The organism is Bdellovibrionales bacterium (assembly GCA_018266295.1).
Lineage (GTDB): Bacteria > Bdellovibrionota > Bdellovibrionia > Bdellovibrionales > Bdellovibrionaceae > JACMRP01.
In genome coordinates, this window is record JAFEAQ010000008.1 from 137,457 (window position 1) to 162,804 (window position 25,348).

General features: G+C 47.9%; 29 protein-coding genes. 17 read left to right on the forward strand and 12 right to left on the reverse strand.

All coding sequences use genetic code 11. The features are described from left to right. The first annotated feature begins 40 nt into the window (after positions 1 to 40). The 3 genes from JSU04_06655 (at position 41) to JSU04_06665 (ending at position 2,469) form a co-directional block, all read left to right on the forward strand. A complete protein-coding gene (locus JSU04_06655; GenBank protein ID MBS1969969.1) occupies positions 41 to 700 on the forward strand; it encodes a TetR/AcrR family transcriptional regulator in 660 nt (219 codons plus the stop codon). An 8-nt stretch (positions 701 to 708) separates the two neighbouring features. After that, complete coding sequence (locus tag JSU04_06660; GenBank protein ID MBS1969970.1) at positions 709 to 1,488, forward strand: methyltransferase domain-containing protein; 780 nt, start codon at positions 709 to 711, stop codon at positions 1,486 to 1,488. Positions 1,489 to 1,569: 81 nt separating this feature from the next. Then, on the forward strand, positions 1,570 to 2,469 hold the full coding sequence (locus JSU04_06665) for a hypothetical protein (protein MBS1969971.1): 900 nt from the start codon (positions 1,570 to 1,572) through the stop codon (positions 2,467 to 2,469). Positions 2,470 to 2,679: 210 nt separating this feature from the next. Here the strand turns inward: JSU04_06665 and JSU04_06670 are convergent, their stop codons facing one another. After that, the gene (locus JSU04_06670; protein MBS1969972.1) at positions 2,680 to 3,843 is read right to left on the reverse strand and encodes a DNA recombination protein RmuC; all 1,164 of its coding nucleotides are present in this window, start codon (positions 3,841 to 3,843) and stop codon (positions 2,680 to 2,682) included. Positions 3,844 to 3,902: 59 nt separating this feature from the next. Between JSU04_06670 and JSU04_06675 the strand changes: the two genes are divergently transcribed. From JSU04_06675 to JSU04_06690, 4 genes are read left to right on the forward strand one after another with little or no spacing between them, the layout of a single operon-like run. Further along, the gene (locus tag JSU04_06675) at positions 3,903 to 4,784 is read left to right on the forward strand and encodes a 1,4-dihydroxy-2-naphthoate polyprenyltransferase (protein MBS1969973.1); all 882 of its coding nucleotides are present in this window, start codon (positions 3,903 to 3,905) and stop codon (positions 4,782 to 4,784) included. Then, positions 4,781 to 5,773: a hypothetical protein gene (locus JSU04_06680; GenBank protein MBS1969974.1), complete on the forward strand. Its 993-nt coding sequence runs from the start codon at positions 4,781 to 4,783 to the stop codon at positions 5,771 to 5,773. The genes JSU04_06675 and JSU04_06680 overlap by 4 nt, the downstream gene beginning before the upstream one ends. Next, positions 5,749 to 6,936 (forward strand): AMP-binding protein, encoded by a 1,188-nt coding sequence (locus JSU04_06685; protein MBS1969975.1) that lies wholly within the window; start codon positions 5,749 to 5,751, stop codon positions 6,934 to 6,936. Before JSU04_06680 ends, JSU04_06685 begins: the two co-directional genes overlap by 25 nt. Beyond that, entirely contained in the window at positions 6,926 to 7,261 is a 336-nt protein-coding gene (locus JSU04_06690) for a (2Fe-2S) ferredoxin domain-containing protein (protein MBS1969976.1), read from the forward strand. Before JSU04_06685 ends, JSU04_06690 begins: the two co-directional genes overlap by 11 nt. Here the strand turns inward: JSU04_06690 and JSU04_06695 are convergent, their stop codons facing one another. The 4 genes from JSU04_06695 to JSU04_06710 form a co-directional block, all read right to left on the reverse strand. After that, positions 7,262 to 7,999: a transporter substrate-binding domain-containing protein gene (locus tag JSU04_06695; GenBank protein MBS1969977.1), complete on the reverse strand. Its 738-nt coding sequence runs from the start codon at positions 7,997 to 7,999 to the stop codon at positions 7,262 to 7,264. A gap of 69 nt (positions 8,000 to 8,068) precedes the next feature. Then, on the reverse strand, positions 8,069 to 9,118 hold the full coding sequence (locus tag JSU04_06700) for an AI-2E family transporter (GenBank protein MBS1969978.1): 1,050 nt from the start codon (positions 9,116 to 9,118) through the stop codon (positions 8,069 to 8,071). Further along, on the reverse strand, positions 9,115 to 9,567 hold the full coding sequence (locus tag JSU04_06705; GenBank protein ID MBS1969979.1) for a YkgJ family cysteine cluster protein: 453 nt from the start codon (positions 9,565 to 9,567) through the stop codon (positions 9,115 to 9,117). The genes JSU04_06700 and JSU04_06705 overlap by 4 nt, the downstream gene beginning before the upstream one ends. Continuing rightward, a complete protein-coding gene (locus tag JSU04_06710) occupies positions 9,560 to 9,985 on the reverse strand; it encodes an acyl-CoA thioesterase (protein ID MBS1969980.1) in 426 nt (141 codons plus the stop codon). Before JSU04_06710 ends, JSU04_06705 begins: the two co-directional genes overlap by 8 nt. 89 nt (positions 9,986 to 10,074) lie before the next feature. Here JSU04_06710 and JSU04_06715 point away from each other — a divergent pair, with 89 nt between their 5' ends. Genes JSU04_06715 through JSU04_06735 form a run of 5 tightly spaced genes read left to right on the forward strand, consistent with a single transcriptional unit; the run spans position 10,075 to position 14,491 of the window. Further along, positions 10,075 to 11,031 carry a polyprenyl synthetase family protein gene (locus tag JSU04_06715; protein ID MBS1969981.1) on the forward strand — a complete coding sequence of 319 codons (957 nt, stop codon included), beginning with the start codon at positions 10,075 to 10,077 and terminating at the stop codon, positions 11,029 to 11,031. Then, positions 11,028 to 12,113, forward strand: a complete 1,086-nt coding sequence (locus JSU04_06720; GenBank protein MBS1969982.1) for a prenyltransferase — start codon at positions 11,028 to 11,030, stop codon at positions 12,111 to 12,113. The genes JSU04_06715 and JSU04_06720 overlap by 4 nt, the downstream gene beginning before the upstream one ends. Continuing rightward, a complete protein-coding gene (locus JSU04_06725; GenBank protein MBS1969983.1) occupies positions 12,101 to 12,832 on the forward strand; it encodes a class I SAM-dependent methyltransferase in 732 nt (243 codons plus the stop codon). The genes JSU04_06720 and JSU04_06725 overlap by 13 nt, the downstream gene beginning before the upstream one ends. 2 nt (positions 12,833 to 12,834) lie before the next feature. Beyond that, complete coding sequence (locus tag JSU04_06730) at positions 12,835 to 14,031, forward strand: hypothetical protein (GenBank protein MBS1969984.1); 1,197 nt, start codon at positions 12,835 to 12,837, stop codon at positions 14,029 to 14,031. 1 nt (position 14,032) lies between these two features. Next, positions 14,033 to 14,491, forward strand: a complete 459-nt coding sequence (locus tag JSU04_06735; protein ID MBS1969985.1) for a GNAT family N-acetyltransferase — start codon at positions 14,033 to 14,035, stop codon at positions 14,489 to 14,491. 103 nt (positions 14,492 to 14,594) lie between these two features. Here the strand turns inward: JSU04_06735 and JSU04_06740 are convergent, their stop codons facing one another. Then, positions 14,595 to 14,885, reverse strand: a complete 291-nt coding sequence (locus JSU04_06740) for a hypothetical protein (GenBank protein ID MBS1969986.1) — start codon at positions 14,883 to 14,885, stop codon at positions 14,595 to 14,597. A 146-nt stretch (positions 14,886 to 15,031) separates the two neighbouring features. Here JSU04_06740 and JSU04_06745 point away from each other — a divergent pair, with 146 nt between their 5' ends. Then, the gene (locus JSU04_06745) at positions 15,032 to 16,618 is read left to right on the forward strand and encodes a carboxylesterase family protein (protein MBS1969987.1); all 1,587 of its coding nucleotides are present in this window, start codon (positions 15,032 to 15,034) and stop codon (positions 16,616 to 16,618) included. On the opposite strand, the gene JSU04_06750 is transcribed toward JSU04_06745, so the two are convergent. The 4 genes from JSU04_06750 to JSU04_06765 are packed head-to-tail and all read right to left on the reverse strand — an operon-like array spanning position 16,615 to position 20,220. Continuing rightward, the gene (locus JSU04_06750; GenBank protein MBS1969988.1) at positions 16,615 to 18,633 is read right to left on the reverse strand and encodes a response regulator; all 2,019 of its coding nucleotides are present in this window, start codon (positions 18,631 to 18,633) and stop codon (positions 16,615 to 16,617) included. The two genes, JSU04_06745 and JSU04_06750, sit on opposite strands and share 4 nt — an antisense overlap. A gap of 34 nt (positions 18,634 to 18,667) precedes the next feature. After that, the gene (locus JSU04_06755; GenBank protein ID MBS1969989.1) at positions 18,668 to 19,048 is read right to left on the reverse strand and encodes a hypothetical protein; all 381 of its coding nucleotides are present in this window, start codon (positions 19,046 to 19,048) and stop codon (positions 18,668 to 18,670) included. Positions 19,049 to 19,059: 11 nt separating this feature from the next. After that, positions 19,060 to 19,752, reverse strand: a complete 693-nt coding sequence (locus JSU04_06760) for a hypothetical protein (GenBank protein MBS1969990.1) — start codon at positions 19,750 to 19,752, stop codon at positions 19,060 to 19,062. A gap of 12 nt (positions 19,753 to 19,764) precedes the next feature. Then, the gene (locus JSU04_06765; GenBank protein MBS1969991.1) at positions 19,765 to 20,220 is read right to left on the reverse strand and encodes a hypothetical protein; all 456 of its coding nucleotides are present in this window, start codon (positions 20,218 to 20,220) and stop codon (positions 19,765 to 19,767) included. A 172-nt stretch (positions 20,221 to 20,392) separates the two neighbouring features. On the opposite strand from JSU04_06765, the gene JSU04_06770 reads away from it, so the two are divergent. Then, a complete protein-coding gene (locus JSU04_06770; GenBank protein MBS1969992.1) occupies positions 20,393 to 21,094 on the forward strand; it encodes a response regulator transcription factor in 702 nt (233 codons plus the stop codon). On the opposite strand, the gene JSU04_06775 is transcribed toward JSU04_06770, so the two are convergent. Next, positions 21,075 to 21,920 (reverse strand): CPBP family intramembrane metalloprotease, encoded by an 846-nt coding sequence (locus JSU04_06775; protein ID MBS1969993.1) that lies wholly within the window; start codon positions 21,918 to 21,920, stop codon positions 21,075 to 21,077. The two genes, JSU04_06770 and JSU04_06775, sit on opposite strands and share 20 nt — an antisense overlap. Then, the gene (locus JSU04_06780) at positions 21,917 to 22,420 is read right to left on the reverse strand and encodes a transposase (GenBank protein ID MBS1969994.1); all 504 of its coding nucleotides are present in this window, start codon (positions 22,418 to 22,420) and stop codon (positions 21,917 to 21,919) included. The genes JSU04_06775 and JSU04_06780 overlap by 4 nt, the downstream gene beginning before the upstream one ends. A gap of 274 nt (positions 22,421 to 22,694) precedes the next feature. Here JSU04_06780 and JSU04_06785 point away from each other — a divergent pair, with 274 nt between their 5' ends. The 3 genes from JSU04_06785 (at position 22,695) to JSU04_06795 (ending at position 25,293) form a co-directional block, all read left to right on the forward strand. After that, positions 22,695 to 23,588 (forward strand): SpoIIE family protein phosphatase, encoded by an 894-nt coding sequence (locus tag JSU04_06785; protein ID MBS1969995.1) that lies wholly within the window; start codon positions 22,695 to 22,697, stop codon positions 23,586 to 23,588. A gap of 70 nt (positions 23,589 to 23,658) precedes the next feature. Further along, a complete protein-coding gene (locus tag JSU04_06790) occupies positions 23,659 to 24,798 on the forward strand; it encodes a citrate synthase (protein ID MBS1969996.1) in 1,140 nt (379 codons plus the stop codon). 174 nt (positions 24,799 to 24,972) lie between these two features. Beyond that, the gene (locus JSU04_06795) at positions 24,973 to 25,293 is read left to right on the forward strand and encodes a hypothetical protein (protein MBS1969997.1); all 321 of its coding nucleotides are present in this window, start codon (positions 24,973 to 24,975) and stop codon (positions 25,291 to 25,293) included. Positions 25,294 to 25,348: the final 55 nt, after the last annotated feature.

Here is a 25,348-nt window from a genome sequence, read left to right on the forward strand (position 1 = left end):
GAATTTTGTTCGATTAAACACGTAAAGGCACCTGGGGTCCATGAACAAAAAAAAGTCCACATCGACGGTTGAGCCACGTAAAGAGCCTAAACAAGAGCGCTCTCGGCAGACCTATCAAGTGATCTTGCAAGGCGCGTCAAAAATCATTCGCAAATTCGGTGTGCAAAAGTTCAGTACCAATAAGGTGGCTGAAGAGTCGGGTGTGAGCATTGGCTCTCTTTATCAGTATTTTCCCTCCAAAGAGGCCGTGATAGCGGCTTTGATCGATCAGACCTTTGAGTATGAGTATGGCCGTTTGAAAGTGCGCCTCAGTGAGATCTCGCCAAAATTGGGAGCACGTGAGGTTATCACGCAGCTATTTTCTCATTACTACAAAGTGAACTCTGAGGATCTGTCTTTCCGCAAAGTGATGATTGGGGCTGTGTCGATTGTTGATAAAAACAACGAGGCTTTGAAGTTTCACCGAACGATGGCAGAACTGATTCTGGATTTTATGAAAGAGCATTACGGCGTGAACAAAACGGGGAAGGACTACGAGACGACCCTGTTCATCGTGCAGTACATGCTTCGTGCGACGGCTTTGTCTTCTGTTGATGAGAATATTGATCAAATTGACATAGATCAGCTTGTCGAAGAGCTCACCGAGACATTGATGAATTTCATAAAAGTTCCTGCTGAATACCGCGAGCGCATGTCCTAAGATAGGGCATGTCACAAGATGCCTGGAATCCAAAACAATACGAAAAGTTTAAAGAGGAAAGGTCTCAGCCTTTCTTCGATCTTATGAACCTTCTCGAAACTCCACGCTCACGCATCAAGGTCATCGATCTTGGCTGCGGCACCGGAGAGCTCACGGCGGAGCTTCATCACTTCATTCGCGCCGATCAAACCACGGGGCTTGATTCTTCTGAGCAGATGCTCGCGAAGGCGCAGGTCTTTGCCGAGAATAATCTGAACTTCGTGAAGGGGGATATTCAAACGTGGTCGCCGAGCGAAGACTACGACATCATCTTTTCAAACGCGGCTCTGCAGTGGTGTGGTGAGCAGCACGCGTTGTTCGCGCGATTGACGAAAGCTCTGCATGCGGGCGGGCAGCTCTGTGTGCAGATGCCGATGAATCACGATTACCCGACGCACACTCTGGCGGCGACGATGAGCCTGGAGCAAAAGTGGCGCGATCTGCTAGCGAATCCTTACGATAAAACCGCGACGATGCTGACGCCGGAAGAGTATGCGCACATGATGTACAAGTTGGGATTCCAGCGCCAGAAAGTTTTCGTGAACGTGTATGGCCACGTGCTTGAATCTCGCGAAGGCGTGATTGAGTGGGTGAAGGGCACGATGCTCACGCATTTCCAAAAGCAGTTGTCGGAAGCCGACTTCGCAGCCTTCATGAACGAGTACAAGCAACGTCTGTTTGCGATCCTTCCCGACGAGAAACCGTTTTTCTATCCGTTCAAGCGGATTTTTATCTGGGGCCGGTTGTAAAAACTGAGGGCCAAAATAGCTCCGATCTCGGTGGCATGGGTATTGCTCAGTGGTGCGATGAACACCACTGGGGGGTATTTCATGAAACTTTTAAAAACGCTTGTCTTGATGCTGCAGCTTTGTTGTAGCTTCACTTTTGCTCAATCACCTAATCAATCCATTTCAACATCTCATCCGCTCTCGCAAATCATTGCGCAGGCTGCTGATAACGGCTGTAAATCAAACAACGATTGTTCTTTCGGCGAAGTCTGTGTTCGAAAATCTTGCCAACCTAAAGGTGATACTTGCTCTTACGACTTTGACTGCGGCACCGGTTTGAAGTGTCGTTCTGGCCACTGCTCTGGCGGTGATAGTGGTGACTCTTGTACTTATGATTTTGATTGTGGCACAGGTAAGAAGTGCCGAGCTGGAAAATGCTCTGCCGGAGAAAATCACAGTACATGTCAGTATGACTTTGACTGTGGCACCGGTATGAAATGTCGCTCGGGCACGTGCTCTGCGGGTGGCAATTCAGATACTTGTCAGTATGATTTTGATTGCGGTTCAGGAATGAAATGCCGCTCTGGTAAATGTTCTTCGGGTGATAACGGAAACACCTGCCAATATGATTTTGACTGTGGTACCGGTATGAAGTGTCGTAGCGGTAAATGCTCTGCGGGTGGCAATTCCGATACATGTCAGTATGACTTTGATTGCGACGGTGGGATGAAATGCCGTAATGGACAGTGTTCAAATGGCAGCAATGCAGATACTTGTAATTATGATTTCGATTGTGGTTCTGGGATGAAATGTCGCTCTGGCAAATGCTCTGCAGGTGGCCGTGCGGATACTTGTCAGTACGATTTTGATTGCGGTACAGGAATGAAATGTCGTTCGGGCCAATGCTCAGCAGGGCAAAATACCGATACCTGCCAATATGACTTTGACTGCGGCACAGGTTTGAAATGCCGTGCAGGACAATGTTCTGCGGGTGGAAACTAGCTAGGAATGGATAATGCCTTTGCTGATGACGGTGAAGGCATTCACTCTCTAGAGGACGCTAAAAATCCTTTTTTCTTTTTCGCCCAGTAATGAGTCGTCAATCGATTCGACATCGTGATACTTTTAGATCACGAATCTTGACCTGCCCCCAGAGTTCATACCACTTATGAAGTGAATATTTTCCCTAAACTTAACAAATAAATTTTTGAGTTATCCCTCAATCTGCGGCAATGACTTTTCAGTCTTCGCGCCCATTGCTTTCAACTCATCCACTTGGCGAATAAGATTACCCTTGCCAGTCGCGAGTTTTCCCATCACGTCGTCGTGAGCTTTTTGGGCCGCCGTCAACTTGTCGCCGAGAGCTTCGATGTCTTTTACGAGGCCTACGAATTTGTCATAGAGAGCGCCGCCGCGTTTCGCGATATCAAGCGCATTCTTCTGTTGGCGATCTTGTTTCCACAACGCTGCCACAGTTCTGAGAGTCGTGAGAAGGGTCGTAGGGCTTACCACCGCGACTTGCTTATCCCAAGAAGATTGGAACAAGTCTGGCTGCAGTTTAAACGCCAAGGCGAAGGCTGGTTCTAGTGGCATGAACAGAATCACGAAATCCGGAGTCACGAGTTTGTCGAGGGCGTAGTACTTCTTATCACTTAAACCTGCGATGTGCTTTTTCAAAGATTCTACGTGCAACTTACCCATGCGCTCTTGCTCCTCAGGAGTCGTTGCTGCGGAATAAGCTTCGTAGGCCGTCAGAGTCATCTTCGAGTCGACGATCAAGTGCTTGCCGTCTGGAAGATTCACGATCACGTCGGGTCTTAGCACGTTGCCGTCGTCGTCGCGCAGGTCCATGCCTGTGCCTTGGATGATGTACTCTTCGCCTTTGCGAAGGCCTGAGCGCTCAAGAATGTTTTCGAGGATCAATTCGCCCCAATTACCTTGGGTTTTGACTTCGCCCTTCAGAGCTTTCGTCAAATTGGAGGTCTCGCTCGACATCAAACGGTTCAATTCCATGAGCTTTGTTAATTCACCGCGGAGGGCGCCGCGTTCAGAGCGCTCGTGGCCGTAAGTGTCTTCGACCTTCTTTTCGAAATCTTTGATACGCTCTTTGAGGGGTTCTAAAACCGTTGTCAGATTTTGCATGTTTTGAGTGGTGAACTTGGAGCTCTTTTCTTCAAAGATCTTATGAGCCATGTTTTCGAACTGTTGAGACATCTTGCTTTGCAACTCACTTTGTTGCTGCTGCAATTGTTGAAGGCTTTTTGCGGTAAAATCGTTTTGCAAATCGAAGCTCTGTTGCTTGATTCGATAGAGAACCCACGCAGCAGCGGCGGTGAGAAGGGCTCCGGCAAAAAAGGCTAACACGATCGATAACATAAAAGTCTCCACAGGCGATTTAAACTCTGATACTACTATAAACCATAATCGAGGCTCTAATGCAAAGTATCAAAAATTGGCTCATGGCATTCCGTCCAAAAACTCTCACCGCTTGTTTAGTTCCTGTTGTCGTAGGGACGGCACTGGTGAAAGCGATGCATCTTCCCATCGATGGCGAAGTCGTGCTTTACGCTCTGCTCGCGAGTTTTCTGATTCAAATCGGCACGAACTTAGTCAATGACGCCGTGGATTTCAAAAAGGGCGCGGATACGGAAAAACGTATTGGCCCTCAGCGCGTGACTCAGTCGGGGCTTTTCTCGTATCGCCAAGTGATGTTCGGAGCGGGGCTTTGTTTCTTGCTCGCGGTTCTTTGCGGAGTTCCGCTTGTGATGAAAGGCGGCACTGCAATTATTGTTATTGGGATTCTGTCGGTGTTGATGGGCTATGGTTACACCATGGGGCCGATGCCGTTGGCATATTTTGGTCTTGGTGATTTGTTCGTAATTATTTTCTTTGGCCTGATTGCTGTGATGGGAACCTTCTATCTGCACACGCACGAGTGGACCTTCCAATCGTTCTGGTTGGGGCTGCAAATTGGCTTTCATGCAACGGTTTTGATTGCGATCAATAACCTTCGTGATGCTGACCAGGACCGGACCGTGAATAAGCGAACCCTGGCAGTTCGCATGGGGAAAAGCTTTGCTCGTTACGAGATCGCAGCCCTCGCTTTTGCTCCGTTTGTGATGAATGCGTATTGGTGGACGGTGGACTATAAGACGGCGGCTTTGATTCCACTTTTGACCTTGCCTTTAGCCCTGGTCGTTACAAAAAACGTATTTCAAACTGAGCCTGGCTCAGTTTACAATAAGTTCTTAGGACAGTCCGCGCTTTTGCATTTATCATTTGGATTGCTCCTTAGCTTAGGACTTTTCTTAGAATGATTATTAATTATAGCCCTTACACACTCAAACCGGTTCAACATCTCAACAACGTCGCCCACATGGGAGACCGCAAAGGCGTTTTACTAAAGATTGAGTGGCCGGACGGGCTTATCGGGTTTTCGGATCTTCATCCTTGGCCTGAGCTCGGAGATGCTTCCTGGGAAGATCAACTCGCAGGAGTTCGTCAGGGGCAGATTTCGCCGATGATGGAGCAAGCTATCTGGCTTGCACGCAAAGATGCCCAGCTTCGTAAGCAAGGTAAGAATGCTTTCGAAGGTCTCGCGACCGTAAAAAATAACTACATCGTCACCGATATTGCGAGCGAAGCCGAAGGTTTTGCCGATCGGATGAAAGCCGATGGCTTTGAAACGGTTAAAATCAAAGTCGGCCACGACCTGCGTAGAGAGGCTGAGTTTATCAGCCTGATCGGCCGGGACGGAGCCTTTAAGCTGCGTTTGGATTTCAATGCCATGGGAAATTGGCAGACCTACGAACGTTTTATGTCTTCGATCGATAAGGTCGCCCTGCAACGTGTTCAGTATGTCGAAGATCCGTTTCCTTTCGATGTACAAGCTTGGACTGAAGCAAAGCGCTTTGCCCCGATTGCCATCGATAACGAACTTTCTAAAGTGGATTTGAAAAAACTCAAAGGAAAGCCCTTTGATGTACTGATTTTGAAACCGGCAAAGACTGACGTGAATTCGGTTCTGCATCAAAGTGTGATCCATGATTTCAAAATTACAGTCACAAGCTATATGGATCATCCGGTGGGCGTCGTACACGCACTTGCAATCGCAAGTGAATTGAAAAAAGCCCATCCGCAACGCATCCTCGATGCGGGCTGCATGACCTTAAAGCTTTTCCAAATGGACTCTTACTCAGCTGAAGTGGTAACCTCTGGGCCATTCTTGAAACGGCCGGCCGGCAAAGGCATTGGCTTTGATACGCTGCTGTCAAGGGAACCATGGGCTCAACTAAAACTTCGCTAAATCCAGATGTGATCGATTGGCAGAGCACTGAGAACTCAGCTCTTCTGAATCCGCGCTGGACAGAGGCTGAGAGAGACGCACTTTTTGAAGTCGCGCAAACGGTGAGTGAGCGCCGTGGATTGCAAGGCCATCTTTGGCTTGCCACATCGGGATCGACCTCTGAATCTGTGGGCTACATCAAGCTCGTCGCTCTTTCTAAGCAGGCTTTTCTTGCATCAGCAAAATCCGTGAATCAGCATCTGAATGCCACTCCGTCAGATACTTGGTTGCAAGTCCTGCCACGTTTTCACGTCGGCGGCTTGGGTGTTGAAGTGCGTGCGATGCTTTCTGGGAGCAAAGTCGTTTCGGATTTTGAAAAGTGGAATCCGCTGCGGATTCATAAGCTCATGACGGAAAATAAAATCACCATTGCCTCGATGGTGCCGACTCAAGTGTTTGATTTGGTTCAGGCCGAGTTGAAGTCGCCATCAAGTCTGCGCGCTGTGATTGTCGGCGGTGGAGCTTTGAATGAAAGTCTTTACCACTCAGCGCGCTTGCTCGGCTGGCCCTTGTTGCCAAGTTATGGAATGACGGAGACTTGCTCGCAGATCGCGACGGCGTCTTTGGCGACGTTGAAATCTGAAAAGATGCCGCTGGCGCAAAGATTGAGTCACGCTGAATGGCGCGCAACTCCTGAAGGGCTTTTGCAGGTGCGTGGGCCTTCGTTATTGACTTGTTATGGCCAGCTTCAGAAAGATGGACAGATCCGCGACTGGGATCCAAAAGATGACGGCTGGCTCGAGACCGAAGATTTTGTCATTCTTGAAAACGACACCGTTCGCTTTTCAGGACGCAAAAATGATTTCATCAAAATCGGCGGAGAAGGCAGTTCCATGGGCCGCCTGCGCGAGATCTTTGATCGCGTCGTTGCAACGATGGATGCGAGTGTCAGCCAGCAGGTCTTGCTTGCAGATGCACCGTCAGAACGTCTGGGCAGCGAGATTCATTTAATTACGACAATGCAAAATAAGAATGATTTCATTTCTCAGTTACAGGAAAACTTCAACCGTGAAGTGCTGCCCTTTGAAAGAATCCGTGAAGTAAAGTATATTTCTACTATTCCCCGTTCTGATTTGGGAAAGGTTCTTTGGGTGCAATTGAAAAGGAATTTATATGGCCATTGAAAAACAAGAAAACGCCTGGTCCGATGCCGTCGTATTGATCTGCGAAAAGTGCGGTAAAAGCCTTGATGGTTTGAAGCTCAAAGAAGAGGGCAATGCCTCTGAGAACTTGAAAAAATATCTCAAGAGCCAAATGAAAGAGCTCGGTCATGGCAAACAAATCCGCGTCATCAATTCCGGCTGTTTGGATATTTGCATTAAGAATGAAGTGGCCGTGAGCTACAATCCGGTGGATTCACACAAGCATCCCCAACAGACTTTCACGGTTCATCCCGAAGAAGATCGCGAGCAGTTATTAAAATATCTCGTTGGTACTTTGAAGAAATAATTAAGGCTTAAAAATCTTGTCGAGTGTGCCGTTCTTTTTCAGGGCGGCAATAGCTTTGTTCAATTCGCCAAGTTCGATCCCGGCTTTTTTAGACAGCGCACATTTTACTTTGACGGTGTCCAATCCTAAGTCGTAGGAACGCAATTCGGGATTTTTCTTTTTATAAAAATCATATTCCAAGTTAGAGATAATCATGTACTCCATGCGCCCATGAAGGAGTTTTTGAATATTGCTCGCAGTGCTGGGGCCGGTTTCTTTGGTAATCTTTCCGCTTTCAAAGTAGGGATCCATTTTTTTGTAGTAGTAATTAACGATGGCGCCAACCTGTTTGCCGAAGAGGTCTTCGATTTTGCTGACTGGCTTTCCTTTGATCGTGGTAATAAGATTGGTGTTGGAAGTCAGTTCATCACTCCAAAGAAGCTGATTGGTCAGCTCGGGCGGGAACCAGGATTGGTGAACGAAGCAAACGATTCCGAGCTCGCCAGAGACAAGATCGGGCCCTACACGTTTTTGCGGGAGAAGAATAATACCGGGCTTTAGATTGAGTTCGTTAGTAAGGGCGTCGGCGAGTTTTTTGAGAATCCCACCGGTGACTTCGGCGCGGCCGTTGCTGTAATCCACTTCCACAAATGGCAGATTGGTCTCGTTAGCGACTCCGTAATAGAGCGTCTTTGTTTTGGCAAACGCAGCGCCAGCGAGCAGAACCAAGGATGTCAGCACAAGTAAACAGATCCGCATGGACCTAGCATGCGGCTATCTCGAGGGCTTTGTCACGAGTTCATATTAAGAACCGTTCGATTCGAGTATTTACTTATAAAGGGGGCTCGCGAAATATTTACGGCGAACGTGTCTCATCAAGACAACGATCACAGAGGCTGCTGGAATTGCGAGGAGCATTCCGAAGAAACCGAACAGCTGGCCACCTGCAAGAATCGCAAAGATCACAGCCACGGGATGCAGACCCACTTTATTTCCTACCAAGTAAGGGATCAAAACCCAGCCCTCGATGATCTGTCCAATGCCAAACACTGTCCAAACCCATACCACCGGCAGAAAATCCTGGAACTGAAAGATCGCGGCTATCGTTGCGATCACAATACCAATCGTAAAGCCGAAGTAAGGAATGATGCTGCCAAGGCCCGCAATCAAGCCGACAATGACTGCGATATCAAGCCCGACAACCTTCAAGCCCAACGCATACACGAGGCTCAAGCAGATCATCACGATAAATTGTCCCCGGAAAAACGCGCCAAGAACCTCGTCGATTTCGCCGGCGATGGTTCTGACGTTGCCTTCAATTTGTCGAGGTAAAAGTTCATAGAAAGAGGTCATCAATTTTTGCCAGTCGAGCATTAGGTAAAATGCTACAACCGGAATTAGCGCCACACTCGCCAACGTTCCCACGATGGCCATACCACCTTGAGCGACACGAGTGATCACTTGACCGGCGACAGAGCCGGCCTCTTGCCAAGAGTTGGTCAGCATTGTCGTCAGAGTCTCAACATCGAAATGCATGAGATCGACCTGGAATGTTTTTCGAATCCAAGGAATCGCTTGGGTGTTAATCCACTTCACGAAATCCGGCATTTTTGTATTGAGGTAGATGATCTGATCGCGAATCAACGGAACCAAGATACCGATCAAGATTAACAAGACGAGTGTGATTCCAGCAAAAACGATAGTGACGGAAAGCACGCGGGGAAGTTTCCAGCGGCTCAAGCGTTCAACAAGAGGGTTTCCGAGGTAAGCCAGCAAAAAGCCTACTACAAATGGCATCAAGATCGGCGCAAGAAGATAAATCAAACCGCCGGTAACTGCGATGAGGACCAAGGTGAGCCACTTTTGTGAATCTGTCATTTACCAAACCCTTTTTCGCTTTTGATTTGTTCGTTCAGGATCTTTTCGATTTCATCGCCAGACCAAATTTTTCCTTTGCCGACGCCCGGGCAGAATTCGACAACGTCTTTCTTCCACGCTTTGGCTTCCATCACTTCAGGCCAGAACGGCCAAGTACGGCATTGGGTAGGTCGGCCTTCATAGACGCCGCAGCGTTTGCCTTCAAGGAACATGCAATCTGGTTTGCCTTTTTCCTCGATCAGATGATAGATGCCGCCGGTTTTTTCACAGTATTTTTTTGTGAATTCAGAAGTGCGCATTTTTAAAACTTTGGCCATGCGCTTGCGGTCTTCAAGAGTCATGAAGACGAAGCCAAACTCGCCGTGCGATGTGCAACATTGGCCCGAGCCCTGGCATTGAAATTGGACTCCGGCTCTCCACCATTCATTTTTAGTTTCAGCTTTAGACATTTGCAGGCGCCTCAAGGTAAGGACTCAGGCGTTGCTTCATGATCTCAGGCAACGGCATTTTGTCTTTGGTTTTAGGATCCAAGACAGCATGAACCATATGGACGGTTGCATGCAAGCGACCGTTCTGCTCAAACAGGTATTTCATCTTGAAAGAGGTGCTACCCATGTGCTCCACCGTGGCTGTCACATCATAGGTTTGCCCTGGAACAAAGGGGGCTTTGTAGTCCGCCTCCACGTGACGAATCGGGATGAGATGTTCGTTTGGGCTGAACCATTCGCGGTACTTGTAACCGGCAGCCACAATAAACTCCTCAAAAGTGTCATGGGCGAGGCTAAAAACGTTAGCGAAATACATGATTTGGGCTGGATCGGCCTCACGGAACTTAATGCGGATTTGGGTCTTGAATTTTAGGCTCATTTTTAACTTGTAAGATGAAGGACTCCTTGACAGCAAGCACATAAATTTGAAATCTTACGACCTTCCGAAACGGACCCTAGGAGCTTATTTTGCAGCGCAATGTCATAGATCTCAAAGTCTACGATTCAAAGGACTTTCCAGCCTATCTTCCCAAATTGAATTCGCTTTATGACGACTTGTTCAGTGGCGGCAAAGGCTTCCGCGCAAAAATGATCTGGATGATGAGCGATTCTTTGAGACTCGCTTCAAAAACCGAGCTGCTTTTAGCGCAGACGATTGAGTTCATCCATAACGCCTCTCTTTTGCATGATGACTTAGTGGACCGTTCCCACCTTCGCCGTGGTAAAACGACGGCGTGGATGAAGTACACTCCGGAGTACGCGGTGCTTGCGGGTGATTATTTGCTCGCCCGCGTGATGGTGAACCTTTCAAGCTTCGGCAATATCAAGCTCGTCGCTTACACCTCGCAGGTCATTTCCGATTTGCTCGAAGGGGAGTGGTTACAGGACTCCGTCGTCGGCGACTTCTTCGTGACTCTCGATCAGCTCGATCGCATTCATAATCTGAAAACGGCGTCGTTGTTTAAATGGTGCTTGCGTGCGCCGTTTATCGCGCTGGAGCGCTATGACGATGATCTTCATCGCACGCTTGAAGAAATGGGTACCATTCTCGGTCAGCTTTTCCAGCGCAGCGATGATTTGCTCGATTACGATATTCGTAACTACGAAGGCAAAGCGATCTTAGGAGATTTAAAATCGGGCTACTTGAATTCCTTTGGCGCTTTCGTTTGCGCGGGCCTGACTCGTCACCAGATCGACCAAGTGGTGCGTTCTCGTGATATGGATTCTTTCTATAACAGCATTGGTGGCAAGGCTTACTTTGATGAGAAGCTAAAAGCATTCGATGCGGCTAATGAAAAGCTGATTCAGTTGTATTTCCATCACATGGACCGTTTGAAGCCTCACTTGCGTCCTGGCGAAGAAAAGCTTTTCACCTATTTGAATCCTCTGACGGATCTTCTCTACTGGAGAAAGAAACCATCGTGAGCGAAATCGTTACGCTTTCTAAAGGTTCTGCGAACTTTGAGTCTTATCTTTTGGGCACGTTCTCAAAGGACCAGCGAGCTTTGCCTTTGCAGACTCTGAATGCGAACTCGTCGCTTGAAACAGTCACTTTCGAAGTAAAGCCTGTCAGCGAGATCCAGCGTCCGATGTTGCCGGTGATCTTGCTGCATTTATTGAAGGTGCGTGCCTTTATTTTGGTTCTCTTCCCGATGTATCTCATTCTGGTCAAGAACACGGCAGATAAAACCATTCGCGATCCCTTTGTGGTGGTCTTAAGCACACTTGGGATTTTGTTTGCCTACATTGCCGTGAACCTTCGCAATGATTTTACCGATCACATGAAGGGCATTGACCGCATCAACGCCAAAGCGGGGAGCCGCGTGATTCAAAATGGTTGGATGACGGCGGCTCAAGTAAAAAGCTGGGCGAATTTCTTTGTTGTGATGTCGTTGCTATTCGCGGCGATTGTGATCTTTGCTTTTCCGGTCGTGATTGGCGTCGTTATGCTGACCTTCCTTGTAGGCGTGTGGGCGCAGTTCCTCAAAAAAGGTTCTTTCAAATATCACAAGGGTGGTGAGATCTTTGTGTTCTTGCTGCTCGGACCTCTCTTGACGACGGGTTATCACATTTCTATTGCCGGCTCTTGGGATTTAGAGTCTCTATACCTCGGCGTGATGTGGGGCTGGATTGTTGTTTTCCTTCAACATATCAAAAATTTTGAATTCATCATGGTGAACTCGCAAGCCGGTTTTCATAATACGGTGACTTGGCTGGGCTTTGATAAGTCGAAGGTCTTACTCAAAGTTTGGTGGATTTTGTTCCTGGCGATGTTCATTTGGTATCACATGCGCTACGCCGGCGATTTCTGGACCTGGTTTGTGGGGGCCACTGTGGCGTTTAGCTCATTTCCATTTTTTATCGGTATCAACAACTTGCATAGCCCGGCGGGCTCCGATCTTTTGCGCGTTCGCCGTCGTGGCTACAACCTGGTTCTCGTGACGATCTTCTTGTGGGCGCTAGAAAATATTTGGTACTGGGCCCAGTGGCAGGCATGGGGAGTTTAGCCTGTCTTTCTTTTTCTGAAGCGTCTTTAGCGGCGAAGGCTCAAAGCCTCGCTGAGTTTCTGCAAATTCCCGTAAATCCCGAACATCGCGAAGAGTTTTCTTTCTGCCTGGAGTTATCCAGCGAAGGCGTTCGCCTGGTGGATGCACAAAAGCGTGTCCTGGAAATCGATTTCATCAAGGATCACCTCAATTACCAGCGCCGCGGTCTTCGTGGTAAGAACGAGCTACTTGCTAAAGCTCTCGGCTATTCGAAAGGTGTTCGTCGCGTGTTGGATTTGTCTGCCGGTATGGGAATTGATGCCGTCTTTATGACTCAGCTCGGGTTTCAAGTGACTTCGGTGGAAAGATCCAAGCTGTTATTTGTTTTGCTCAATGAAGCCTTAGGGCGCGCTCCGGAGCTTCAGCCAAAGCTGCAATTTGTTTCTGCTGATAGTTTTGAGTACCTGCATGCGGCGGAGAGTTCGCGTGAAGTCGATGCGATCTTCTTTGATCCGATGTATCCGCACAAAAAGAAAACGGCTTTGCCGAAACAAGAGATGGTGGTCTTTCGTGAACTTGTCGGTCACGATGAAGATGCCGCTCGAGTGTTAGAAGAAGCGATGAAGTGGCCTGTGAGCCGCATAGTTGTGAAACGTCCTTTGGGTGCTGAAGAGCTTTTACCTGGCGTTCGCCATGCCTTTGAAGGCAAGGTCGTCCGCTATGATGTCTATATGAGGTAGTTATGATTTTGACGTGGTTGGGACCTTTGATTTTAGCAGTGTATTGGCTCCGCCGGTTTGCTATTTCAACAAGTATGGCTCTGTCTGGATTGCAAAAAAGATTTTTGGCTCTTACAGAGTCTGCGCCGAAGGTGAAAACAATGCTCACCACGAAACTCTGCGGAGTCTCTGTTGGCAGTTTTGTGCGAACTCAGTATAGCGCCGTGGCCTTACTCAACTCGCGAGCTTTTTCACGCAGTCATGCTCTTTTACTTTTGTGTCTTAGCAGTGCAGGAACCTGGGCCACAATGCTGGTGATATTACTTTCGTGGCAGTTTGAACCTCTATTACTGCTTCTTCCATGGCTAGCCGGTGCTATTTATGGAATGTGGCGCAAGCGCACTTTGACTTGGTACCGTCCATTTGGTGATTTTGCCTTGGTGTTGATCGCTATGCGCTGGGTGCTTCAGAATCAGTCGGTTTTGATGACGAGCCTTGGAGAAAGTGATCTACACTTCCTTTTGGCTGACGGGCGTTTCCCGGCTCAGCTTCTGTGGTTGGCGGTGGCTTTTACGATGACGCTTTTGATTGGTATCGAGTCTTGGGCTGTGATCTTGGCGCTGGTGTTGGTCGTTGCGGGATCTTTATCGTTGAACGGCGCGGTGGCGCTGATCATCGGCGAGATGCTAGGTCATGTTTGGTTGCTGTGGTGGCGCTCGCGTAAATTGAATCAAGATGTCCGCGAGATTACAAAATCCTACGCCGTGGTAAGTTCAGTGGGATTGGTTGTGGCGTTTTTTGTTGCGGGCTTATTGCGAGACGCTTTTGCCTGGAACTTTACTTTCGAAGGCAGTCAGCTGACTGAGAAGAGTTTGCAGTTTTTTAGTCTGTATTTTGTGATCGTTGTTGTTCAGGCGTTCGCCGTTTTAGCTTGGGGCCACTTTGCTGCTCAGAAGAAAGTCGACGAAGTTCAAAAAGGAGAATATTTTCCAATTAGCTGGATCACTTTCATGCTGATTTCGAACGAGATCCTGGACTTTATACTAAAGAAAATTGCGACTCGTTTGGACTTGTTGATTGCGCAGAAAAAAGAACTAGATTCAAAGGATCGGGCTCAGATTCCGACAGCGTTCCTTGCTGAGCACGAAAACGAAATTACTCAATTGGCTTTGTGGTTGCCAAAAGCTCTCGAAGAAAGCCAAAACGAAAAAAGGATTTAAGATGGAAATCTCTGTTATCTCAGCTCAGCATATTTTGAATGAAATCAACGAATTTTATCAAATTCACTCGCGTACAGCAGAGATTGCCGCCGAAGAAGAGCTCGTGGTGGCCTATGCAGATCAAAAATTCATCGGTTCTGTTCGTCTTTGCAATGAAGATGGTGTGTATACATTAAGAACCATGCAGGTTGCTGAAAGCTACCAACGCCGTGGTTTGGGTTTGGAAATTCTAAACCGTTTCCGTCAACGTGTTGAAGAGTTAAACCTCACCGAAGTTTACTGTATTCCATACACTCATCTTGAAGATTTCTATGGCAATGTTGGTTTTAAAAAGATTGATGCTCATCAGGCACCTGAATTTTTGCAAGAGCGAATTGCCACTTTTAGCTCAAAGTACCCTGACAAGAAGTACATCCTTATGAAACTGACTTTGACCCCGGATTTGCTCGAAACTCATTAAAACTAGACTTAGCAATCGTTTAGTAAAATCCAAGAAACGTCGAAACTTCCTATTTGGGACCAGCGTTTCTGGCTATTAGAAATGTTCTAGTGTCCGAACACCGTTAATAGTTCCGGCCGGCGCACCAGTTGGCGTATTTCACAAAGCGACTCAGCATAGAGCAATCATCTTTTTGGTTGCAGAGAGTGCGCACGCAGGTGCCGTCTCGAACGAACTCGCAGGCTTTCGTGATTGCTTGAATGTCTGAATCAAAATCACAGTGACCATAGAAACAACCTAACTGCACACAATCGCCGTTGACTCCCCATCGAGGCGTCGGCGAGGGCTGCGGACGTCTGGCAAAACCAGGTTCAGCAAAAATAGCCAGTGCCAAAAGAATGGTGAGGATCTTCATGGGACCTCCTGACGGAGCGAGTATCTAAACTATTTCAACAATTTGTCGCAGATAACAGCATCAAGAGAGAAGTTTTCGTCAAATCTTGAAAGCAAGGGAGTATCTCCGTCGACTGTTTGTGGTTTGCTAGGAATGTGGGGGGAGCAATGAAAACTTACCTTGTGGTGCTGAGCCTTTTGGTCTTCGCCGGTGCAAAGGCTGCTGAGCCAAAAAAAGCGACCGTGGTTGAGCTCGACACAGGATTTATCGAAGGCGCGGTGAATCTTGATGTCATGTCATTTAAAGGAATTCCCTATGCGGCTCCACCGGTGGGGCATTTCCGCTGGCGAGAGACTCAACCCATGCCACCTTGGATTGGTGTGCGTAAAACCATGGACTACGGATCTGATTGTATGCAGAAGCCGGATCCGCAAGATGCTGCTCCGCCAACAGTTCCTTCTTCTGAAGATTGTCTTTACATGAATGTCTGGCGGCCGGCGATTGTGCCGATGGGACAATCGCTGCCAGTCCTGGTATGGGTTTACGGCGGTGGATTTGTGAATGGAGGCTCATCTCCCGCCATCTATGATGGGTCAAGCTTTGCGAAAAAAGGCATGATCTTCGTGAGTTTTAATTACCGGTTGGGACGCTTCGGCTTCTTTGCTCACCCCGCACTGACGGCCGCTCAAGAAGGACCTCTCGGCAATTACGGCCTTATGGATCAGATTTATGCCTTTCAATGGGTTCGCAGAAATATTGCAGCCTTCGGCGGTGATCCGAATCAAGTGACAGCCATCGGCGAATCTGCGGGTGGCATTTCGATTTTAACAATGATGACATCACAGCAGGACAAAAAACTCTTTGATCGCGCGGTTGTCATGTCGGGTGGCGGGCGCAGCACAATTCTTGGCGGCTTGCCATTGAATACAGGTCCAACAAAAACTGCAGAGACAGTAGGGATTAACTTTGCCGTCGCGCATGGGGTCCAAGGGGCGGGAGTACAAGCGCTGGCAGCACTGAGATCTTTACCGGCAGAAGATGTGCGCGGTGACTTGAATATGTCGTCATTGATTTCAGGAGCTGAGTCGCAAATTTACGCCGGCGGTCCGATTGTCGATGGGAAAATCTTTATTGCCCAGCCGGGAAAAGTTTTAAGTAATGGAAAAGCGGCGAAGATCCCGCTTGTGATCGGTACAACGGGTAGAGACATCTCCGCCATTTTGGGTAAAAGCAAAGAAGAGGTGTTTGCTCTTTTTGGTGCGAAGGCTGATGAGGCAAGGACTGTTTATGATCCCGATGGCCTGAAGACGGCTGATGAATTGAATCAAGAGGTGGGATCTGACCAGATCATGAATGAGCCTGCAAGGTTTGCAGCAAAGGCAATGACCAGTGCGGGAAATAAAACTTGGGTCTATCGTTTCTATTACGTCGCAGATGTTGAGAAATCCAAAGTAAAAGGAGCGGGTCATTCAAGTGAGTTGCCATTTTTGTTTGAAACTCTCGAAGCTCGCTTTGGTAAAGATGTCTCGGCCGCCGATCAATCCATGGGAAGCATGCTCAATAACTACGTCAGCATCTTTGCAAAAACCGGAGACCCAAATGGTTCTGAGCAACCGATGTGGATGCCGTTTGATCCGGGGCAGTCAAATATCTTAAGCTTTCAGCCGGATGCTTCGATCCTGATGGGGAAAGATCCGTGGAAAGCTCGTCTCGATTTGATGGAGTGGCTGAATAACAACATGAAAACTCCTTAGCCGTTGGACTGGCAATACTGGGCTATCATGTTGAGTAAATCTCCGCGACGAAAAGGCTTACAGAGAAAATCATTGCAGCCTGAATGCAGGCATCGTTTCAGATCTTCTTTCATCGCATGAGCCGTCAGTGCAATGATGGGAGTCTTAAAACCCTTATCTCGTAGTTCGAGGGTGGCGGTGTATCCGTCCATCACCGGCATTTGCATATCCATCAGCACAAGATCGAAAGTATTTACGGTCATTGCCTGTAGCGCTTCAAGGCCATTGTTGGCAATAACCACTTCCGCACCTTCTTTAAGTAGATATTGCTGCGCTAAGAGCTGATTGTCCGTAGAGTCTTCAACGACTAAAATGCGCTTTCCATGAAGGTTGGTCGAACTTTCTGTCGGAGTTTGTCGGTTTTTGGCTGGAGCCTCCGCAGTAGTATCTGCATCAAAAACGATGGAGACTTCAAATTCGCTGCCACGTCCAGGTTCACTGTGTTTTAGAATGACATCACCGTCCATGAGATTCGCCAAGCGGCGCGATAAAATCAGCCCCAGCCCGGAGCCGCCATACTTTTTACGGATCGAGAGGTCTACTTGTGAAAAGGGCTGAAATAATTTGTGCCGGCTTTCAACCGGAACGCCGACGCCGGTATCCTGAATGTTACAAAGGAGTTTTTGTGCCTCAGTTCGAAATGTCACTTTCACTCCACCTTGAGAGGTGAATTTGATCGCATTGCCGATGATGTTGATAAGAATCTGCTTAAGCCGGCTTTGGTCGGTGACAATTCTTTTCGGTAAATCAATCATTTCAAAATTCAGCGTAATGCCTTTTTCTTCACAGCGAAGTCTGAGCATAGCCTCTAAATCCGAAGCAATCTGTTGTGGAGAGCAAGGAGCTTTTTCGATCTCAAGTTTGCCCGCTTCGACTTTTGAGATATCTAAAATATCATTGATGATCGTGAGCAGACCAAGGCCCGTGCGTTCAATGATCTCGAGGTATTTGCCGCTTTCACTGCGGGGAAGGGAGGTGTCCTTCAGCAGGTCGGCAAAACCCAGAATCGCATTCAGTGGGGTGCGGATCTCATGGCTCATATTTGCCAAAAACAGACTCTTGATTTGGTTTGAGCGCTCTGCAATTTGCCGTTCGCTGTGCATTTCTTGAAGCTCTTCAGTCATTTTGTTGAGAGCAGCCGCTAAGTGTCCAAGTTCATCATTGGACCGCACAGGAACCTTCTTGGAAAAATCACCGGACCCTACTTTTTTGGCAAAGCCATTGAGCTCGTTTAGGACTCGGGTAAGGCCTTTGCTGAAGGTGATCGTTAAAAGCAAACCGGTGCTTTCAACTGTAATTACAGCGATAATCAAAAGAATCATCAGCGTGCTTTCAAGCCACCGTGATGCTTCTCCGAGAGTCGATGAGAATTGATTTTCAAACTCCGTGATTTCTTTGTTGATGACTAAAATTTTGTCCATCAGAGCCTGAACCTCTTCATCACTGGCTCGGCGCCCTCCGGACTGATTGATGAGTTGATGCAGCTGTTCGGAGGCATCAATAATAGCAAAAATCTGCTGGTCCGCTTTCTCCCAGGCGAAAATAGCTTCACGAAGATAGGATACTTCGTTAAATCGGCGCATGAGTTTCACCATGGGCACAATATCCTGAGGATGGACCTGACCTTCAAGAAATGCTTGAGTGACGACGGCCATATCCATGTTAGGTTTTTGCATCTCGAGGCGAGCCGCGTGATCTCCGAGCGGAACTTTAAGGTGTTCACGAAAAGCTTGATAGTATTTTTCGTCGCGGGTGCGGGCATAGGTTTGAATTTCAAGCACCGCATCTTTCTGCGCTTTTGACCAAAGGCCTTCGCCACCCACGAAAGCCCGCACGGCAGATAAGATATTCATTGCAAATAGCAGAGTGAAAAGTTCGGTGGCAATAAGCACTGCCATGACTCCCACCACCGCATAGAGTTTGTGGGAGACCGACAGGTTTTTCCATTGATTCTTAAACGGCACTAAACGTTGCATACGGGCCTCGCTTCTCCTGGCCGCAAAGGGGACGTTACTTCCTTGTTGAGTCCACAGTCATGAGTGCTTTTAGCTCGTGGGAAAAAGTTGAGAGCTTTGCAATCGATAACTGAATTTCTTCTATATCCTGATCAAGAGCGGCTTGCTCAAGGTCTTTGCCGATGTCGGTGATGATTTGAAAACCATATCCGAGTCCGGTGCCTTTGAGCTTGTGGCCGACCGACTTGATAGCCTCGAAGTGCCGGAGTTTTAAATAGTCCGACAACTCGGTCACTTCACTTTCTCGTCGCGCTAAAAACCCAGGGAGGAGATGAAGCAGCTCTGGCGGCACCATTGCGAGCAAGTCGTCATTGGTGTCTGTATACTCATCGTCGCTTCCCCAGTCTAGAGCAGTGTTGGTATGGAACTTACTCATGGGAACCTCCTTTATTTTGCGGTCAGCAAGCCTGAGGCTCGCTCGATCGCTTCGCGGAAGGGCATGGGCTTTTGCCAATGATCAATATGCTTGAAGTAGTGTTTCCCAGATTCCGGCAGCAGAGTCTCTGTGCAATCCAGCGAAGAGTAAGTCACAATTCGCGGTGGATGGATCTCAAACTTGTGGCGGAGATCTGCGAACTTATCGATCAGCATATTCGTTTTCTCCATGACCTGTCCTGCGGTGACATTGTTGTCGAGCTTCCAATCGAGGAAGATATAATCCGCATTGCCTTCCGCGATGGTGTGATGCAGATTTTCATGCTTGTTGGCGACGTCAACGTGATAACCCAAATCGGTCAGCGCCGTTTGCATTGCTAAAGCAAGGTCCACATCGTCATCGACGATTAAAACTCGCGGCGGCGGATTTGAAATATTTAGGTTTAAGAACCGCGTCTTATGCCAGTGATCGAGCTGTTGCATGATCAGCTGGCGGGCCACCATGAAAGCTTCGTGCGGGCTTTGCCCGACGCCGGTCGCATGAAAGCTTCCGCCCACATGATTGCAGTCAAATTGAAAGCGCCAAAGATCGTTCTCCATTTGAAAGCTGTTGTCGATCCAAGAATTCGCCGGCAACTTGTCAATGAGCTCTTGGAGCTCCACTTTATCTAAAACTTGTGTGAATGGCTTAGGTGTGTACAACATAAATCCTCCTTACTAGCGGTGGAGCTGATTCAAGAGCCCAAGGGCTCGAATCAGTAATTCCCGCTGGGGTATGGGTTTTTGCCAGTGATCCAAATGATCAAAGTACGGAGTTTGTGGTACATTAATTTCCGCGTCCGTCAGACTTGAATACGTAATAACTTGCGGCCGGTTCTGCGTACGATATTTCATGGAACTGGCTTGGCTATTAAACTTTGCAAACGTCTTTGAGCAATGTTTAATGACCTGGGCCGCATTCACTTCGTGATCTAGAAGCCAATCCATAATGATAATGTCAGGCTTGGTGGCGCACATTTTCTTGAGGGCTTCGCTCCAATTCAGAGCACACGTCGTTTGGCAGCCCAGGTGATGAAATATCGTTTCGACCTTCAGTGCTGAATCAACATCATCATCGACAATGAGGACCTGAGTACGAAAATGATGGAGTTGATGAACTCGTTCCTTGTGCATATCTTCCTCCTGGTACACCAATAGTTTCCCAAAAAAATGCTTAAGGCAGGGTTGTAAGAAGGTCGTGAGAACTCGACATTTTTGTTTCAAGCTAGGATGAAATCTCATTTTGAGGCGGCATTTTCTCATAGCGAAAGTGGGCTATAAACAAGCAAAATGATAAAATAGTGGTATGGCTGAAATCCTTTTAATTGATGATAATCAGGATATTGGTGACTTGATCACCATTGGCTTAAAACCCAGTGTGGTGACTCATGCTCATACTTTCAGTGAAGCCGAAGAGGCTTTGAAGGCATCTTCTTTTGACCTCCTCATCATCGACATTAATTTACCTGACGGAAACGGCTTTGATTTCTGTGTCCGTCTTAGTCAAAATCAACTTTATCAAAACGTACCTAAGATTATTCTCTCGAGTGAAAACGAGGTGGCGGATAAGGTCTATGGTTTCAGCTGTGGGGCAGATGATTATATGACGAAGCCTTTTCATGTGGTTGAGCTCCGTGCCCGGGTTGAGCGTCTTTTGCGCCGGATGCAAAACCCTATGAAAAACACCGTTAACGTTGCCGGTTTTACTTTCGATACTGAGTTTTTGAAATGCTACAGAGTGGGCGATAGCAAAAGAGATCTTGAGTTGACGCCGACGGAATTCAGAATTTTCTTAACGCTTGTGAAGAGCGAAGGTCACGTAGTGACTCGTAGAAATCTTGAGCAAGCAGCCTGGGAGCCTCAAGGGTCCCATATCAAAATTCGTGGCATCGATACTCACATCGCCCACTTGCGCAAAAAACTGGGCGCCGAAATGAATATGATCGTCTCGGTTTATGGCCAAGGATATTCATTTAATAGCAAAGAACCTAAATCTGAAGCGGCTTAAGCCGTCCCTTCGCGAGATATTTCTTATAGATAACAAGAGCGAGAACGCCATAGATCACGGCGATGATCACGCCGGACTCTCCGCCAAAATAAGGATCCAGAGCACCTGGTTTCAGGAAAGTTGGGTAGATCATCTGTATCCAGAGATTGTGAACTCCATGGGTCAGTGCTGCGGGAAATACGGTACCTGATTTTTCTCGGAGCCAGCCAATGAAGACACCAAAAGAAGTCACCGTCACCGTAAAGAGCGCGACACTGAGAGCTGGCTGATCCGAAGTCGCGTAGTTTGAAAAAAGAATCAGCGGCCAATGCCAAACGGCCCAAATAAATCCTGTCAGAAGAAAAGGGTGGGGCAGATTGAGCGCGATCATTTTTGAATGTAAAAATCCGCGCCAGCCGATCTCTTCACCGAATGCACTGACTGAGCCAATCAGAGCACCTAATACAGGCGACACAAGCAGAACCAGCATGAGTGCTTTCGGCGTACTGCCGGCTTTTTCAAGAAGCTTCGGGCTTAGTTGAAATTCGCCAAGCCCTGTTGTGATAAGCGCAATCAAAATTAGCACCGCTGTCACGGCCGGAACCAAATAGGCCCAGAGATAATAGCGCCATTTGCCAAGTTTGAATCCAATGTCCTTGAATCTCCAGCCAAAGACCCAAGACAAAACTAAACCGACAAGTCCCGGTGTCCACATCAGTGCAAAAACACGGGCATTGTCTTTGATGCCGGCTTCGGCTTTGGCAATGAAGTAGACTTCAATCCAAGAAATCAGGAATGTGATCAGCAAAAATGTAATCAGCTGGGCTTTGAGGGAAACTTTTGTCAACTAGGAGCACCTTTGAGGAAGTAGCTTTCATAAAGGGTTCGCGGCCGATAGGCGAGATAACCTATGGCCGCGAGGTGGTTCAGTATCAATGCATCTTTGGCCAATGAATAGGCCTTTTTAAGCTCTAAAATCCGGGTCCAGGGACGGTAATCCCAGAACTTTTCCTTCAGTTTCGTGAGCTTATTCGCCTTGGTCACTTGCAAGGCGATTGTGCCACTCAAAGCCCTTATAAAAGGCGCAAAACTTGCCCGGTTTTTAAGCCGTATTAGCAAATGCAAATGGTCGCCGGCATTGCCGAACTCATGAATCTTGATGCCGTATTCTTTGGCGAGTCGCCTCAGTATTCGTTCAACAATTTTCTGATTCCGCAAATTCCGTAAAGACCACTCGCCCGTCGCCCTCGACGACCGCAAAACCACATGCATGGCCTTTTTGGTGCTGAGAGGACGGGCGGTTTTGGCGTTGCTTTTCTTGAGCAATGAGCCTCCGAACTGAAACATTCGTCTCAGCTCGGAGGCCCTGATCGGACCTTGAGATCCTGCGTTTTCGTACCTTTGCTCGTTTCGGGAGGAGCGCTTTGCCATGAAAAAACTGTACAAAAGTAGCGATGGTATTTCAAGATTGATTTTTGAAAACTAGACCTTTTATTTGTGGAGTTTTTTGTGAATGAAAATGGAACCAGGACGCACGGCGAAAGTCGGGAAATGTTCCAGGTTCCGCGAAGCTCATTTTCCGTGCTTGGCCGGGTTTAGAATCGGTTCTAAGATAGTGGCGATGGCAAAAGAAATCGATCAGCTCAAAGAACGTATTCAAGAACTAGAAATGGAACTTGTCGCAAAGGACCGCGAACTTCTGAAATATCGTCAGGAGCTCGGCCGAGCCAATGTTTCTTTGGAAAATCTGATTGGGCAAATCACCGAAGAGATCCGCATGGCGGGACTCATCCAAAAAATGCTTTCACCCACTCAGCTCCCGAACATCGCCGGCTTTGACTGCAGCACAAAATATCAACCAGGCGATCGTTACGGCGGCGACTACTTCGATATTTTTGAGCACGAAGATAAGCTGAAGTTCGGCGTCGTGATCGCCAGCGCTTCAGGCTACACGATGTCAGCACTGTTTCTGTCGGTGCTAATTAAGATTTCCTCGCAGATTGAGGCCCGCCGCGGCCTGGAACCCCACAAGATGATCGAACTCCTGGCAAAGGAGCTGGTCCCGAATATTCAGAACAATGACAAGGCCAGTGTGTTTTATGGTGTGATCGATCGCCGTTCGTATGAGCTCAGCTATTGCGGGGTCGGCCGAATAGAAGCCTGTTTACAGGTTTACGGTCAGGAAAGTCTGCAGACGCTTGAGTCCTGTGGGCCGGCGTTTGCGAAGGATTTTAACACACAGCCACATAGCATGAAACTGCAACTAAACCCGCGCGATCGCTTGATTCTTGCCACGGAGGGATTGACTCAAGCACAGGATACTCAGGGTAAAATGTGGGGCGGAGAAGGCATGCGCGAGGCGATTCGTATGGCGCCACGTCAGGGAGTTCATGAACTCCGCAACGAGATTCTCCACCAGAATGAGAAATTCACCGGCCGCCAGACTCCTCTCCGGGATCAGACGGTGATTGCGATGGAAGTTAAAGACCGAGTCATTAAGCTTGCAAAAAATTAAGTATGTGACTTGTTTAGTAAATTTTTGATAAGACGAATTGTTTAAATTGATGGTCAGAAAGGACACTCACATGGCAGACGTGACTATTTACGAAGGCGCCTTGGATAAAGGCTTAGAGGGCGTAGTAGCCTGTACAACAAAAGTATCATTCATCGTTGGTGATCACTTAAATTTCCGTGGTTACACAATCGACGACTTGGCAGCTAATTCGACTTTCGAAGAAGTAACTTATCTTCTTTGGAACGACAAACTTCCAAATGCTTCCGAGCTTTCTGCGTTCTCAGCAGAGCTTCACAAAGAAATGGCGTTGAGCCCAGACTTCATCAAAGTTTTGAAAGGCATTCCAACCAATGTTCATCCGATGGGCTGGTTGCGCACGGCTGTTTCTTTGATGGCTCACTGGGATTCAGATGCTAACGACAATTCCCCAGAAGCAAACTTGCGTAAGTCAGTTCGCTTGACGGCAAAAATGGGCACCCTTCTTTGTGCATTCGATGCAATCCGCAAAGGCAAAGAGCCTGTGACTCCTAAAGCTGACAAATCGATCGCTTGGAACATGATGTACATGTTGGGCGGCGGTACTGAGCCTAAAACTGAGCACGTAAAAGTAATGGACACTTGCTTGATCTTGCATGCGGACCACGAATTGAACTGCTCGGCGTTTGCAACTCGCGTGACGGCTTCTTCGTTGTCTGATCTTCACTCTGCAATCGTTTCTGCAATCGGCGCTTTGAAAGGTCCTTTGCACGGCGGAGCGAATGAGCAAGTAATCTTGATGCTGAAAAAAATCGGCAACATGGAAAAAGCTCAGCAATTCGTTAAAGATGCTTTGGCAGCTAAAGAAAAAGTGATGGGTATCGGTCATCGCGTTTACAAAAACGGTGATCCACGGGCTCGTATCTTGCGTGGCATGTCTGACAAGCTGACGAAAGACGCCGGCATTCACCACATGTACGAAATGTCGACTTTGATCGACGATACTATGTACAAAGAAAAAGGCTTGATGCCGAATGTGGATTTCTATTCTGCGACAGTTTACTTCGCAATGGGCATCCCAACTGATTTGTTCACGCCAATCTTTGCAGCGTCTCGTATTTCGGGCTGGTGCGCTCATGCGTTTGAACAATATGCGAACAACCGTATCTACCGTCCTCGCGGTAAATGGGCTGGTAAAGAAGGCCTTACTTGGAAGCCAGTAGCTCAACGCTAATTGACTTCTCAATGTTAAATATAGAAAGGGAAACGGAAACGTTTCCCTTTTTCTTTTCCGTTTCGGGTTTTGCGGAAATCAATTCCTTTCTTCGTGGCTTTCGTCTGAACGTAACTGGGCTTTTGCTACGGACGGTTTTATTCTAAGACTGTAAGCCCCACAAGGAGGCATGCCGTGAGTTCCTTCCGCAAAGCTTTCATTGTACTGTCTGTGTTTTTCCTGAGTTCTATTTTTGTCCAAGCGCAACCAGAAGACACCATGCGAGCAGGCTCTGGAGGTTCGGCGGGAACCACACAGCAGGGGCCGGTTTATGATGGTGGTGTTTTGGGACCGAATAGTGCCATGGGTGGGCCTGATGTGACCGCTGTCGATCCCGAGGGCGCTTCTTATCGCCGCAAGACACTTAAGAAGAAACCTGTAGGAACAATTCGTGTTGATGCTGAAGCTCCGCAGGCGCCTGATCAACAGCAGTCGAAGCCCTCGACGACAAAATAGGTTCTTTAAAAATTCCAGAATCTCTCTATTTGCTTTCTAAAGTTTTCATAGAAGG